The sequence below is a fragment of the Halomonas sp. AOP13-D3-9 genome, from assembly GCF_052379125.1.
In the GTDB taxonomy this organism is placed as follows: domain Bacteria; phylum Pseudomonadota; class Gammaproteobacteria; order Pseudomonadales; family Halomonadaceae; genus Vreelandella.
On record NZ_JBQSYH010000016.1, the window covers coordinates 85,264 to 96,819 of the forward strand.

Below are 11,556 nucleotides of genomic sequence, written 5' to 3' on the forward strand. Positions count from 1 at the left end.
TTTTTCTTACCTTTTGCCCCAGTACTTTAGTCAACTATTGCCAGTTTACCTAATAGACCCGGCACAAAAAAGCCGACTTCTGACGAAGCCGGCTTTTAGGACTTAGCTGTTCAACCACTTACAGCTTGCTCTCAAGCTCCGGCAGAATCTCAAACAGATCGCCCACCAGGCCGTAATCCGCGACCTGGAAGATCGGCGCTTCGTCGTCTTTGTTGATCGCGACGATCACCTTGGAATCCTTCATGCCCGCCAGGTGCTGGATGGCACCGGAGATGCCCACGGCAATGTAGAGATCCGGCGCAACGATCTTGCCAGTCTGGCCGACCTGCATATCGTTGGGCACAAAGCCTGCGTCTACCGCGGCGCGGGAGGCGCCAATGGCAGCCCCCAGTTTGTCGGCAATGCCGTCGAGCAGCTTGAAGTTCTCGCCGTTGCCCATGCCGCGACCACCTGAGATCACCACCTTGGCGCCGCCCAGCTCGGGGCGATCCGATGCCGCCAGCTCTTCTTTAACAAAGCTGGATTGGCTGTTTTCTACCACAGTGTTGACCGCTTCGATGGTGGCACTGCCGCTTGTGCCCACGGCGTCAAAGCCGGTTGTGCGGATGGTGATGACCTTCAGCGCGTCGTCACTTTTGACCGTGGCAATGGCGTTACCGGCGTAGATCGGGCGCAGGAAGGTGTCGGCACTTTCTACACCAAGTACATCCGACAGTTGGCTGACGTCTTTTAGCGCCGCCAGGCGCGGCAGCACATTTTTTCCAGTGGTGGAGGCGCTGGCAAGTACGTGGGTGTAATCACCTGCCAGTTCGACCAGTAGCGCCCCCATGGGCTCGGCGAGCTGGTGAGCGTAAACGGCGTTATCGGCGACGCGCACTTTGCTCACGCCGTCGAGCTTGGCGGCAGACTCGGCCGCGGCTTGCACGCCTTCACCAGCGACGAGAACGTCAATATCGCCGCCGATCTGTTGGGCGGCCGCAATCACGTGAGCCGTCGCACCGGCCAGTTGGCCTTCATGCAGGTCGGCAAGTACCAGAATGCTCATAAAATCAGCTCCTTCAAAAGCGCTTATCTCAACGTACGGGGGTAAACAACCGACTTCAGAGAACTTTGGCTTCGTTTTTCAGTTTGTCGATCAGCTCGTCTACCGAGGCGACTTTAACGCCACCCTTGCGCTCCGCTGGCGATTCGACTTTTAGCAGGCTCACCTTGGAGGCAACCTCGACGCCGTAGTCGGCGGGGGTTTTGACATCCAGCGGCTTTTTCTTGGCCTTCATGATATCGGGGAGCTTAGCGTAGCGTGGCTCATTCAAACGCAGGTCGGTGGTCACAATCGCCGGCAGCGTTAGGGCAATGGTTTGCAGACCGCCGTCGATTTCACGGGTCACATGCACCTTGTCACCGTCGACCGCCACTTCTGACGCAAACGTGCCCTGGGGCAGGCCGGTCAACGCGGCAAGCATCTGGCCGGTCTGGTTGTTGTCGGTGTCGATCGCCTGTTTGCCGAGAATCACTAAGCCCGGCAGCTCTTCCTCAACCACTTTAGCCAGTAGCTTGGCTACGGCCAGGGATTCGGCGCGCTCATCGGTTTCGATATGAATAGCGCGATCCGCACCCAGCGCCAGTGCCGTACGCAGCTGCTCTTGGGCGGCTTTGGGGCCAACGGTGACGGCTACCACTTCGGTGGCCACCCCCTTCTCTTTCAGGCGTACCGCTTCTTCCACGGCAATTTCGCAGAACGGGTTCATGGCCATTTTGACGTTGGTAAGGTCGACGTCCGAGTGATCCGCTTTAACGCGGATTTTGACGTTGTAGTCGATGACGCGTTTAACCGCGACGAGTACTTTCATAGGTTCCTCGCTTGGCTTGTCGTAAAGCCGTTACCCTGAGACGGCACCCGCCCAGCGGATACCCCTTAATTTAAGACGTGTCGTGAAGACTAACTGGCCACTTCTCAAAAGCGACCCACCTGCCTCAACACAGCGACTGCCAACAGCAATGAGGGCGCGTTTAAATTCAATGGATTAAATTCAATCAAGCGTTTGATAGGTGCGCAATTGAGAAACCCTACCAATTTGCCATAGCCTGCTGCAAAGCGACAACACCTAATGCCTAAACAACCACTACGGCCTTAGTCGTAGCACTGAACGCTGATTAGCGAAGCATACAGCCAATAAATGCCTCTTTCACCATCGTAGGCGTGACCTGACACAGGTATTATGCCTATCATGGCATATAACCAGAAGCAAACGACCGTTTTAAATTAAGGCCGATTTTTTATAAGCTAGTTCTCATTCGCTAGTGTGTATAAATAATGGCACTTAAAGAGAATAAGGAGAAACCGGGTGGAAACTGTTGAACGCGATGTAATGGACTTTGATGTCGTCATTGTCGGTGCGGGCCCATCCGGGCTTTCCGCCGCATGCCGCCTAATGCAGCAAGCCAACGAAGCTGAGCAAGAGCTTACCGTCTGCGTGGTTGAAAAAGGCTCGGAAGTGGGCGCGCATATATTGTCAGGGGCGGTATTTGAACCCCGCGCCCTGGCAGAGCTATTCCCTGACTGGGAGGAGCGCGGCGCACCACTCAATACGCCGGCGATTCGCGACGATGTTTTTTTGCTCAAAGACGCCGAAAAAGCGCAGAAAGTGCCCAACGCCTTAGTGCCTAAAAGCATGCACAACACCGACGGCGACCTTACCCGCTATGTGATCAGTGCTGGCAATCTGTGCCGCTGGTTGGCCGAACAGGCCGAAGCCCTCGGCGTTGAGATCTTTCCAGGCTTTGCCGCCCAGGACGTTATCATTGAAGATGACGCCGTGCGCGGCATTTTGATTGGCGATATGGGCGTCGCCGCAGATGGCACTCCCAAAGATGGCCATATGCCGGGTATGGAGCTTCGCGCCAAGTACACGCTGTTTGCTGAAGGTGCGCGCGGGCATTTGGGCAAACGCCTAATTAAAGACTTCTCCCTGGATGCAGGCCGCGACCCGCAACACTACGGGATCGGTCTCAAGGAGCTGTGGGATGTACCTGCTGAACAACACGAACCAGGGCTTGTACTCCACGGCTCAGGCTGGCCACTGGACAAAAACACTCACGGCGGTTGGTTTCTCTATCACGCGGAAAACCAGCAGGTCGTCGTTGGTCTAATTATGGACTTGGGCTACCAGAACCCATGGCTCTCGCCCTTCGACGAGTTCCAGCGCATGAAGCATCATCCAGTCCTTAGCCAGTACCTGGAGAGTGGCAAGCGCGTGGCTTACGGCGCCCGGGCGATTACCAAAGGGGGCTTTAACAGCCTGCCTAAAATGACCTTCCCAGGGGGGCTATTGATTGGTTGCGATGCAGGCACCCTCAACTTCTCCAAGATCAAGGGTCTGCACACCGCCATGAAGTCAGGCTTGGTCGCGGCAGAGAGCGTATTTGAGGCGATCAAAGCTGGCGATGAGGGTGCGCAGGAGCTAACGAGTTTTACCCAGAAATGGGAAGCGAGTTGGGCATATCAGGAGCTTAAAGAGAGCGCCAGCTTCGGCCCCGCGATCCATAAATATGGCACTGTGGGCGGTGGAGCATATAACTTTGCCCACCAGTTGCTGGGCAACAAGCTGCCTAACGTCCACGACACCACTACCGACCACGGCGCCCTTAAGCCTGCGGCCGAGTTTGAAAAGATTAACTATCCCAAACCGGACGGCAAGCTCTCCTTCGACAAGCCGACCTCGGTATTTCTGTCGAACACCAACCATGAAGAGGATCAGCCGTGCCACCTGCGCCTTGATGATCCTGACCTGCCGATCCGCGAAAACCTGCCCGAATACGCCGAACCGGCACAGCGCTACTGCCCGGCCGGTGTTTACGAAGTGGTAGAAGATAGTGCGGGACAGCCACGCTTTCAGATCAATTTCCAGAACTGCGTGCACTGCAAAACCTGTGATATCAAAGACCCAGCGCAAAACATTACCTGGGTAGCCCCCGAAGGCGGCGGCGGGCCCAACTATCCAAATATGTAGCATTCCAGCATGTCGTAGAGACGAATGATATTTAAGGCGTCGGCGCTCGCCGACGCCTTTTAAATACGCTTTTCTAGACTAAGTCAAACACCTGTGGTGAAAACGGCTGGTTATCCTAAGAGCTTGGTACTTAATTCGTCGCTATGCTATAAAAATGCACTTTGTTTTTACCCGCTTGCTTGGCCTGATACATCGCTATATCCGCATTTTTCATTAAGCTTTGTTCATCGAGTCCATCAACAGGGAAAAGAGACACCCCGATACTCACCGATATACGGCACTCGTGACCCGCTAAGGTAAATGGCTGCCTCATGGAAGATAGTAATTCGTCAGCAATCGGTTCAATTTGGTCGGTTCGACTCACTTTGCGTAAAAGGATAATAAACTCGTCCCCCCCCAGCCGGGCAACCACATCACTTTCGCGTACCGCTCCAGTCAGCCGCTTAGCCGCTTCTTGTAATAGATGATCGCCCACAGCGTGCCCCAAAGAATCATTGATTAACTTAAACTGATCAAGATCCAAGAAAAGTAGCGCGAAGGATTCGCCATGGCGACCACAAAGGATAACTTCCTGGCTCACCAGATGACTCAAAAAAGCGCGATTAGGCAAATCGGTTAGCGTGTCATGAAAAGCCAAGTGCTCGACTTGCTGAGCATGCAATACGCGCTCGTCCATTACCCGTTGCCGCTCCCGCTGAAGTTGCCAGCTCAGGCGGCCAAGTATCGCCAGAATAATGAGCAGCAGAGCGCTTGTCCACGCGGCCCGCTGCCAGTACTTTCGCACTAGTAACTGAGCCTTTGCCAACTGCTCCTGGGCCGAAAGCCCTACGACGATTGATAGTGGAAAATCATAGAGTTTGCGCACCAGCGTGTAGCGCTCCACGTCTTGCCAGTGAGTCAGAAAGGGGACACTAACAGCATCCAGCGTACTACTTTGCCAAGCCGCTAACTCCATCAACTCGCCTGAATTAATAGCCTCCCCGGTACGCCTGACGCGGACGATTCCATCTGCGCCGACTAGCGCCAGCAGGCCCTGCTGACCCAAAGAACGAGCTTCATAACTGCTCACAAAATAATTGGCATCAATAGCAATAACGACCCAGCCCGAGCCTATTTGTTGGGTGGGCGCTTGCCCCGGCAGTAGTGGCCGGGTAAAGGTAAGCTGCTTGTCTTGATCAGTCTGTGCCTCACCCAAAGCTAAGTAATCGCCCTCCTGCGTGGCTTGTAAAGGAGACCTCAAGCGCAGCCCAAGCAGCTCTGAATCAGTCGACTCAACTACCATACCCTGGGCATCAACAAGACTGATGGTAAATAGCAGCGCAGGTGGCAATAAACGCTGTTCATTTAATGCATTAAGCACGTTCGCGTGAACGGTGTTGTTGGCGGTAAAACGGACTAATTTCAATGTCGTGTCAATTTCCCTGAGAGCTCTTACAACGCGTGCTTCGTAGGTGTCGGTGATTTCACCCACGGAGAGCTTTGCCTGACGCTCAATGGCCACACGCTCTTTATTAACTAAAAAATAAGTACTCCCCCAAACAACCAACAGCATCATAAAAGCCACTATGCTAAATAGCACCAGTGGCTCTACAAGATGATGAGGCCATCGCTTAATAAAGGCTTTGGTTGAGCTGAACCGGTGAGGACTTCTCTGCTCATTGAGACTACTCAATTGTCACAACTCTTAAACGCTCATCAAGAAAAGCAGGGTCTATATAACCCAGTGCTTTTGTATCACTGACCAGCCGCTCTACCACAGCACGACTATTAGCGAGCGCTTGGGGCGGCTGCCCCCGGCCGGTAAATATTTGCCTGGCCCAGTGCGCTTTGATCTGCGCGGGGGTTTGCCCCGTGAAGTGAGTGTAAAACTCGCTTCTCGCCGCCGTACCTTCAGACTGATCCAAAGGTACCACCATCATCCCATCGGCTATTTGCGTACGGCGTCCTAAATAAATATCCCTTAGATCACTGCTTGTAAGGCGAGAAAAAGGCGCGTCCGCTGATACAACCACCAACACCTCAGCTAAAGCGGGGTTATAAAACAGGCTCAGCATTGCCCCCAATAAGAGGCTGATTCCAGGCGCAATAAGACGTTTAACCATTGTCACTCTCCTTAAAACACAAAGTCGAGCGCAAGGCTGAACAAGTTAATACGTTCACCTGGGGTAAACTCGGGCTGTTGATTAATCAGCCCCCCGGATGAACCTGAACGCATATCGATATGATCATACTGGGCTGTAAGTGCCATGCCCTGCCTGAAATCCCAGCGAGCCCCAACCGTAATACTGTCTTGCTGCATCCCGCTGGATAGAATCTCATTTAATACACCATTAAGAAGCTGCGCGCCTTCTGCATAGGGCGATGGGTAGAGGGCAGCATTCAATCCCGGTTCCGAGGTGCTACTGGTGATTTTTGCCCGCGCCACACCCATATAGGGCGTCCATTCGGCAACACGGTAGCCGAAAGTCATGTAGGCTCCTTCACTTTTGCCTAACAGAGACGACGACGAAAAGTGCGCCCACTCTCCCATCACAAACCATGAACCGGGGTCATAACTCGCCCCTAAACTCAGCAGGCGCGCACGCTTACCATCAACTTCGTAACGGCTAGCAAGCTCTTCGCCAGGCAGACCAAAGAGACGGTAAATATCGAAGAACGTTGTGAGCTCATCAGCGCTTACTTTCAGTTCGCCGTAGCTGGCAAACAGGGTGGCACTCCCCCAATGCGTGCGATGAGACACACCCCATGAATCGCTGGCGTCGATACTTCCAGTTTGATAATCAGCGTTGCCACCCCCAAAATTCATCTGCAGCTCATTGGTGGCACTTCCGCGGTGATATCGATAGCGCACATCAACACCATCGAAATTAGCCAAAGGGATTAAACGGTAAACTTCTTGTGGTGGTCTAACCCAAGGGGTGGCGTAATTAACCTTGCGGTGCTCAGAGGCCATAAAAGAGCTCTGCACCATACGCCCAACGCGCAGACTAAGATCAGGGGTAACATCGTATTGAACATTCGCCCATTCAATATCAGGTGCAAATGAGCCGTCGTATCGCTTCTCGCTGACCACCTGCACAACAGAGGAGAGCTGAGGCGTCATTCGTAGCGTTGCTTGAAGCCCTAAGCGGCTATCAACTTCAGCGCTCCAGTCATTACTATACCCCGCACCTTCTGAAGCAAAGGGGTCAGCAACGAAGTCAGCGTCACGCTCATCAGAGTGAACGACCCCTAGCGTGCCAAAACCATTAAATTCCAAGTTCGGCAGACCGCTATCGGCCAGCAAGGCGCCGCTTTGGGTAACAATCAAAATGGCGCAGAGCCAAGTGGCTTGCCTTACCATGCCCGTTCCCTATTTCATCAGTTATTATGCGATGAGCTGCTGAGTATTAGCTCGGTAGGCTTGTGGGTATTAAATCGGCAGGGCCATGCTAAGTCAAACCGCCCTAAAGCTTAATTTGACGGCAAGTGTGAAAGAGTGTGTCTTGTTGTTGAATCAACTACTTACCCAACAAGCGTTGAGCCATTTTTCAACACTTCAATGGGTGCCCGTCGGGCAATCAGCCGCCTTCTTCCCGCCTGATCAAAGCGCACATCAATCACCGGGTCGCTGGCACTTCCCTCTACCGCCGCTACTTCGCCCTCGCCAAACACCGCATGAAGCAGCCGCTGGCCAGGATAAAAGTGCGTCTCTCCGGAAGAGCCCGCGCCTGAATAACCGGCTTTGGTCTCTTCAACCTGCGCCGGGGCAAGCACAATGTCGTCGCGCCCAAGACGCGCCAGATAGCGCTCTACCAGCCCCACTGAGGTCACCTGTAGCGAAGCCGCAGTTGAGCTTTCAGCAACCAGGCAGGCAGCGACGCGCATGCTATCCTGCCAGGCGCTTTCGGCAATAAAGCGACTCGGCCGGTGCACGCCGCCGTCATGCAGCACCAGCAACTGCTCTTGGGCACGGGTGATCGCCACATAGAAGAGCCGTCGCTCCTCCTCCAAGCGCTCGTCGCTGAGCGGGTTATCGCGGCTATAGTGAGGGAAATCTTCCTCATTGACCCCGGCCACCGCTACCAGTGGCCACTCAAGTCCCTTGGCACCGTGCACTGTACTGATCAGCACGCCGCCCGCCTGGTTCTCTACCGGGCGTTCCAATAGCTCGATAAAAGCGTCGGGGTCTTGCACGCTTTGTGCTTGTTCAATCAGCACGTCGAGTAAGCGCACATCCTCTTCGCCTTTATCCCGTCGCGCCGCCGCACGCTTAAGCGTCTTTTCAGCGTCGATACTTTCCACCACGTAACGTAACAGCTTGGCGGGTGGCCAGGCACTCAGTTGCGGCAGTTCGCAAAGCAGAACCCACCGTTTTTTCAGCGTACGGCGCTGAATCGGCTTTAGCTCCGTCAACATGGGATCGTGCCGTTCGGGCCACTGCTGAGTAGCAGCCAACTGATAGGCTAGCCGCTGCAGCCGCTCACGGGCAACGAAGGGCGTCGGCTGGGAAAGCAGCAGTAGCAACTGCTGGGGGTCGCGTAGCAGGTCAGGCCGACGCGACAGCTTTAAATAGCCCGCCAAGGCCTGCACCAGCGGCAAACGAAACACAAAGCGATCCTCGCGCTGCAGCCGAAACGGAATGCCTGCCTGGAGCAGCGCCAGTTGAAATGGCACCGAGAGTGCCCAGCTACGCACCAGCAGGCTGGCCTCGTTAAACGCTCGCCCCTGGGCCTGCCAATCCATTAATGCATCGAGTAGCAGGCGGCTGCCCTGCCCCACCGCAACGCGGGTTTCGGGGTTATTGGCCGCGGCTAAACACAGCTGGTCAGGGCGCCGCTGGTTAGCGGCAATGGCATGATTAGCGGCGAGCGCTAAGGCGTGACCGTGGCGAAAGGTTGTCGATAGCGGATAGTCGGTCGCACTGCCGAAGGTGGCCGTAAAATTTTCCAGCATGGTGTCGGGTTTGGCGCCGCGCCACTCATAAATACACTGGTTAGCGTCGCCCACCGCCATTACCTCGGCCGTGCGGCCCACCAACACGGATAAAAGCCGCTGCTGCGCGGCGTTAATATCCTGATACTCGTCAATAATGACATGATCGAGAAACCCTTCCACGCGACCACGCAGGTCACTATCTCCCTCTAAAGCCAACAGCGGGCGGTAGAGCAGATCGGCATAGGTCATCACCCCTTCGGCTGCTAGTAGCCGCTCGCCCTCGGCAAAGGCCGCCGGGAAATAGTCCGTGTCGGGGTCTAAATTGAGCCGCTCATAGAGCGCTTCCGGGGTGATCATTTCCGCCTTCACTAAGCCGCAAAAGTGGGCCAGGGTTTCAAGACGGTCCCCTTCCAGTGCAGCATCGCGGCGTTCAACTGCGTCACGCAGCACATTGAGACTCGCTTGGCGAAGCAGCCTTTCCAGCTGCCAATCAGCGGACAGTAGCTGGCGTGGCGCCAGCGCCCCCCATCGACATAAGCTTTGGGTTAAACGGTGGCCCAGGGAGTGAAAAGTGCGCACATCCGGCAGCGCCTGCCCAGCGGGTGCCATTGAGGCTAACCGGCGCTGAAAATCATCCTTGGCGGAGCGGTTGAACATCAGCACCAGGATACGCTTTGGCGGCACACCGCTAGCCAATAGATGCAGTACCCGGGCAGCCATAGTGGTCGTTTTACCGGCCCCAGCCACTGCCGCCACCCGCGCGTGCCCAGCTTGGTGATTAACCACAGCCTGCTGTTCAGCGGTTAACTTCACGGCGCCTCGCCCAATGAATCGTCGTCGAGTTGCCCCAGCGCAAACCAGTGCCCGGCGCTCATCAGCCCAATTTCGCTAGTGCCATTGCCTAAATCACGGGCTTCGGCGGCCTCTACCAGTTGGTAATAGACATTACGGTGCAAGCGCGCAGCCAGTCCAAAACGTACCGGCAGTTGCGGCACCGCTTCCCCTTGCGGCGTTAACGTAACGGCGAGCGGATGGTCGGCATCTAAGCGAACAACGTCGTCAAACTGGGTGGTAAACCACCAGGCATTATCACGAAAGTCGGCTTCTACCGCGACCAGCGGCAGGTCTTCGACCTGTATCCGCCAGCGCTCTACCGGTGTGACCAGGCAGTAACCCTGGTCATCAAAGCGCAGCAGCGTGGCCAACAGGCGCGCCACCTTGGGGCGGGCAAACGGCTGACCTTCGTGCCACCAGCTACCGTCAGCGCGAATGCGTATATTCATATCGCCAGAGAGCTCAGGCTGCCACTCATCAAGCGGCGGAATAGCGCCAGCGCGCTCTGGCTCTCCACTACCTTGCTGCAGCAATCGGTCAATATTCATCTCGCCCACCTCGCTTAAGCGTATTCGCTATAAAAGCCCAGCGTTTGCCAGCGCCTGTTTAACGTGTTCTGGGGCATCCGGCGCGGCGGCACGAAAGAGCTGGTAAAAGTTGGCGGTGGTTTGCATGGCAACTTCATCGACACTGATGCCCCGCTCTTGGGCGATGCACTCTGCCACTTGCACCACCCAGGCTGGCTCATTGGGCTTGCCACGATATGGAACGGGCGCTAGATAAGGGCTATCGGTCTCAATCAGCAGGCGGTCCAACGGCAGCTGACGGGCAAGTTCACGCAGTGGAGCCGCATTGCGAAAAGTAATAATGCCCGACAGCGAAATATAAAACCCCAGCCTCACCGCCTCGCGGGCCATCGCCAGGTCTTCTGTAAAACAGTGTAATACACCGCCCACCCGGGGGTCGCTATATTCACGCAGCAGCGCCAGGGTTTCTTGTTTGGCTTCGCGGGTATGAATAATCACCGGCAGTTCCAGTTCTTGTGCCGCGATCAAATGCCGCTTGAAGCGCTCATGCTGAATCTCTACAGGGACGCTGTCACGGTAGTGATAATCCAAGCCGGTTTCGCCAATCGCTACGGCGCCATACTGTTCAGCGGCCTCTTTAATATCTGCCACGCTGGGTTCGCGCTCAACGCTATATAAAGGGTGTAACCCCGCGGAGATCGCTACATCGTGATGGGCACGGGCAATGGCCGCCAGCTGCGGCATATCCTCTAATGTCACCGCCACAGCAAGCAATTGGCTGACGTGGGCAGCACGAGCGGCGGCCAGGGTGGCAGCGATATCGCCCCCATGGGTCTGGTCGGCTAAACGGTCTAAGTGGCAGTGTGAATCAACAAACATGTAGATCTCGAAAGCGGGTGGGCTATAAGCGTTTTAACCGTCTGATTTAGAGCGTAAACGACGGGGCTGCTTTATCTAATTGACCGGCAAGCAGCGTCTCAATGCGGTCACGCACCGGGTAATCTTGCTGGCTGAAGTGAAGACCAATACCTGGCATACGGCGGCCACTCACCCCCTCCGGTGATACCCACACCACCTGACCGGTGACCGAAAGGCGTTCGCTTTCACCCGGTAGCGTGAGGAGTAAAAACACTTGCTGACCAAGGGCGTAAGGGGTTTGAGTGGGCACAAAAATACCCCCATGATCCAGAAAAGGCATATACGCGGAGAGCAGTGTCGGCACATCCGGAACAGTAAGAGAGAGCGCTTTTTGAGCTGCCATAACGACC

The 11,556-nt window shown here is 55.4% G+C and carries 10 protein-coding genes; 1 reads left to right on the forward strand and 9 read right to left on the reverse strand.

All coding sequences use genetic code 11. The features are described 5' to 3' along the window. Positions 1-118: 118 nt before the first annotated feature. Both ACT3UM_RS17660 and ACT3UM_RS17665 read right to left on the reverse strand, forming a co-directional pair. The gene (locus ACT3UM_RS17660; protein WP_498900946.1) at positions 119-1,045 is read right to left on the reverse strand and encodes an electron transfer flavoprotein subunit alpha/FixB family protein; all 927 of its coding nucleotides are present in this window, start codon (positions 1,043-1,045) and stop codon (positions 119-121) included. Positions 1,046-1,100: 55 nt separating this feature from the next. Then, positions 1,101-1,850, reverse strand: coding sequence for an electron transfer flavoprotein subunit beta/FixA family protein (locus ACT3UM_RS17665; protein ID WP_498900948.1), 750 nt, complete (start codon positions 1,848-1,850; stop codon positions 1,101-1,103). Positions 1,851-2,345: 495 nt separating this feature from the next. On the opposite strand from ACT3UM_RS17665, the gene ACT3UM_RS17670 reads away from it, so the two are divergent. Continuing rightward, positions 2,346-4,010 carry an electron transfer flavoprotein-ubiquinone oxidoreductase gene (locus ACT3UM_RS17670; RefSeq protein ID WP_498900950.1) on the forward strand — a complete coding sequence of 555 codons (1,665 nt, stop codon included), beginning with the start codon at positions 2,346-2,348 and terminating at the stop codon, positions 4,008-4,010. A 130-nt stretch (positions 4,011-4,140) separates the two neighbouring features. On the opposite strand, the gene ACT3UM_RS17675 is transcribed toward ACT3UM_RS17670, so the two are convergent. From ACT3UM_RS17675 to ACT3UM_RS17705, 7 genes are all read right to left on the reverse strand, one after another. Continuing rightward, complete coding sequence (locus ACT3UM_RS17675) at positions 4,141-5,481, reverse strand: diguanylate cyclase domain-containing protein (protein ID WP_498900952.1); 1,341 nt, start codon at positions 5,479-5,481, stop codon at positions 4,141-4,143. A gap of 193 nt (positions 5,482-5,674) precedes the next feature. Continuing rightward, entirely contained in the window at positions 5,675-6,112 is a 438-nt protein-coding gene (locus tag ACT3UM_RS17680; RefSeq protein ID WP_498900954.1) for a type 2 periplasmic-binding domain-containing protein, read from the reverse strand. Positions 6,113-6,123: 11 nt separating this feature from the next. Beyond that, positions 6,124-7,353, reverse strand: a complete 1,230-nt coding sequence (locus tag ACT3UM_RS17685; protein ID WP_498900956.1) for a porin — start codon at positions 7,351-7,353, stop codon at positions 6,124-6,126. Between the two features lie 161 nt (positions 7,354-7,514). Further along, complete coding sequence (locus ACT3UM_RS17690; RefSeq protein WP_498900958.1) at positions 7,515-9,740, reverse strand: ATP-dependent helicase; 2,226 nt, start codon at positions 9,738-9,740, stop codon at positions 7,515-7,517. Next, positions 9,737-10,309, reverse strand: a complete 573-nt coding sequence (locus tag ACT3UM_RS17695) for a DUF1285 domain-containing protein (protein WP_498900960.1) — start codon at positions 10,307-10,309, stop codon at positions 9,737-9,739. Before ACT3UM_RS17695 ends, ACT3UM_RS17690 begins: the two co-directional genes overlap by 4 nt. 27 nt (positions 10,310-10,336) lie before the next feature. Further along, positions 10,337-11,167, reverse strand: a complete 831-nt coding sequence (locus ACT3UM_RS17700) for a TatD family hydrolase (protein WP_498900962.1) — start codon at positions 11,165-11,167, stop codon at positions 10,337-10,339. A 46-nt stretch (positions 11,168-11,213) separates the two neighbouring features. After that, positions 11,214-11,549: a PilZ domain-containing protein gene (locus ACT3UM_RS17705; RefSeq protein WP_498900964.1), complete on the reverse strand. Its 336-nt coding sequence runs from the start codon at positions 11,547-11,549 to the stop codon at positions 11,214-11,216. Positions 11,550-11,556: the final 7 nt, after the last annotated feature.

Excerpts from the sequence above, each read along its gene's own strand:
- ACT3UM_RS17660 (WP_498900946.1), bottom strand. The coding sequence starts at position 1,045 with ATGAGCATTCTGGTACTTGCCGACCTGCATGAAGGCCAACTGGCCGGT.
- ACT3UM_RS17665 (WP_498900948.1), bottom strand. The coding sequence starts at position 1,850 with ATGAAAGTACTCGTCGCGGTTAAACGCGTCATCGACTACAACGTCAAA.
- ACT3UM_RS17680 (WP_498900954.1), bottom strand. The coding sequence starts at position 6,112 with ATGGTTAAACGTCTTATTGCGCCTGGAATCAGCCTCTTATTGGGGGCA.
- ACT3UM_RS17685 (WP_498900956.1), bottom strand. The coding sequence starts at position 7,353 with ATGGTAAGGCAAGCCACTTGGCTCTGCGCCATTTTGATTGTTACCCAA.
- ACT3UM_RS17695 (WP_498900960.1), bottom strand. The coding sequence starts at position 10,309 with ATGAATATTGACCGATTGCTGCAGCAAGGTAGTGGAGAGCCAGAGCGC.
- ACT3UM_RS17700 (WP_498900962.1), bottom strand. The coding sequence starts at position 11,167 with ATGTTTGTTGATTCACACTGCCACTTAGACCGTTTAGCCGACCAGACC.
- ACT3UM_RS17705 (WP_498900964.1), bottom strand. The coding sequence starts at position 11,549 with ATGGCAGCTCAAAAAGCGCTCTCTCTTACTGTTCCGGATGTGCCGACA.